The following is a 2,014-nucleotide window of genomic DNA, read 5'->3' as shown; positions in this document are numbered from 1 at the left end:
AAAGTCCCAATCCTATTTTCGCAGCACTAACATCGGACTTTAACAGGTCAAAAGCTTTATTTTAAAAGGGTTTTACCATTATTCAGCAGACACTAATTAGCAAAACTAATGATATATATATATATATATATATGCAAATAATTTATATATATTGACAGTAAAAAGAAACGCCCTTAAGATGCCAACAAAGATTAATTTAATGAATCAAGCTAGACATCCAAGCAGAAGGCATAAGTGGATTTTCCAATACTTCCCCCAATACTTCTAGAAGATGGCTCAAGTCTTTTGGGAGTAGATCAGACTTTGATGGCGACAGCGCCATCTATGCTGGCTCCGACAACGCTAGAAGTGGCTCCTCAAGTCACGCCTCTCACCCTATCTTCTCCTAGCAATTTTCTTGCTCCCGTGAGCGCGGCGGCGAGCGATAACTTAGCTAATCAAAGTGATTCTCTGCTATCAACCCCATTATTAGTTAATCCAGAGGCTGCTAATTTCTCCTTTTCAGATCAAGATACTTCTTGGCTAGGAACCCCTCAAATCACTCAGCTAGATGATTTAGGCGAGGTTTTAGTCGTTCCGGGTAATCCCTCAGAAAGGGTGAATATGGTTGTCCAGTGGACATTGCGAGAAGCAGCTTTTAATAATGAAGTGGGATTCTTTCTGGTGGATGCTTTAGGTGGGGTAGAAGGTATCGCCCCCGGTGAAGAAGGATTCGCCGAGGCCGCTTTAAGCAGTCCCAGCCGACAAACTCTCTTTAATTCGGGTAATCAAGCGGGAAATTGGCGGGAATTCACCGTTGCGGGGGGTAGTCGTCTAGGGTTTTATGTGATTCAGAATAGTACCAGCGCTAATTGGTTAGAAAATAATCGACAAAATCAGGGTCAATCTGGGTTAGCTTTTTTCTCCCTTAAAGGAGCTAATCCTGACAATTTTGATCATTCCCAAAGTAGTCATCTTGGCCGCGGGATTTGGCGGCTTAACTGGGAAGATTTGACCGGCGGGGGAGATCAAGATTTTAACGATGTTGTTTTTAATATTGCTCAAGCAGGAATTGTCTTAGCCGGAGACAAAGGGCAACAGGTTCCCCTAACAGTGGAGGCTGTCAGTCAGGATAATACTTTTCCAAACGAGATGGGTTATTACCTGGTCGATACGCCGGATGGCGAGATTAATGGGATTAAACCAGGGGATCAGGGTTATTTAGCTGCGGCCTTGTCAGGCGATCGCCACAAGGTAATTTTTGCCTCTGGGAAAGCGTTTGATAGTAAAACGTTTAACGTCCCTTCTGGGAAATATCTGGGATGGTATCTAGTCGCTAACGGGACGACAGATCAGGCGATCGCCAAGGGGGAAAATGCCCCGCCGGTTTTCTTTTCCTATGCGGCGGCGAATGAGGATGGTTTGAATCATGTCCATGCTCAACAGGATAGTCAGACTTGGGCCTGGGAAGATTTTTGGGGCGGCGGCGATCGCGATTTTGATGATTTAGTGTTTCGGTTCAGTTTTGGGGAACCAATTGGAGAACCGATTCAGTTACCGTCTTTGAGTATTGAAAATACCACAGTGACCGAGGGGAATACAGGAACTCAATCTGCTAATTTTACAGTTCGTTTATCAGCCCCTATAAACACAACAGTAACGGCTCAATTTACGACGACGGATGGAACCGCTCAAGCGGGGAAAGATTATGAATCCTCAACGGGAATTTTGACGTTTGCACCGGGAGAAGTGGAGAAAAAGATCGCAGTTGCTGTGAAGGGCGATACAATTAGCGAGCCTACGGAAACCTTCACGGTGAATTTAACAGGAGTGACCAATGCTATCCTGATTCAAGGTGAGGGAATTGGCACGATTCTGGATAATGATAATTCGCTGAATCCACCTGTTAATAACCCTCCTGTCACCGATGCAGATAAGACTATTACTGGCTCTTCGTTACCCTTTATGCTAAATCAACAGACAAGATGCCAAGACAACATACTTCTAACCCAAAAATTCCGAAAGTTTCTAAAGC

The 2,014-nt window shown here is 44.4% G+C and carries 1 protein-coding gene; it reads left to right on the top strand.

From position 1 onward, the window contains the following. Positions 1-306 precede the first annotated feature (306 nt). On the top strand, positions 307-2,014 hold a 1,708-nt coding region (locus tag BGL89_RS13575), incomplete at its 3' end, for a DUF4114 domain-containing protein (protein ID WP_286826149.1).

The organism is Microcystis sp. LSC13-02 (assembly GCA_002282935.1).
In the GTDB taxonomy this organism is placed as follows: Bacteria; Cyanobacteriota; Cyanobacteriia; order Cyanobacteriales; family Microcystaceae; genus Microcystis.
This window is presented reverse-complemented; position numbering and strand designations above follow the sequence as displayed.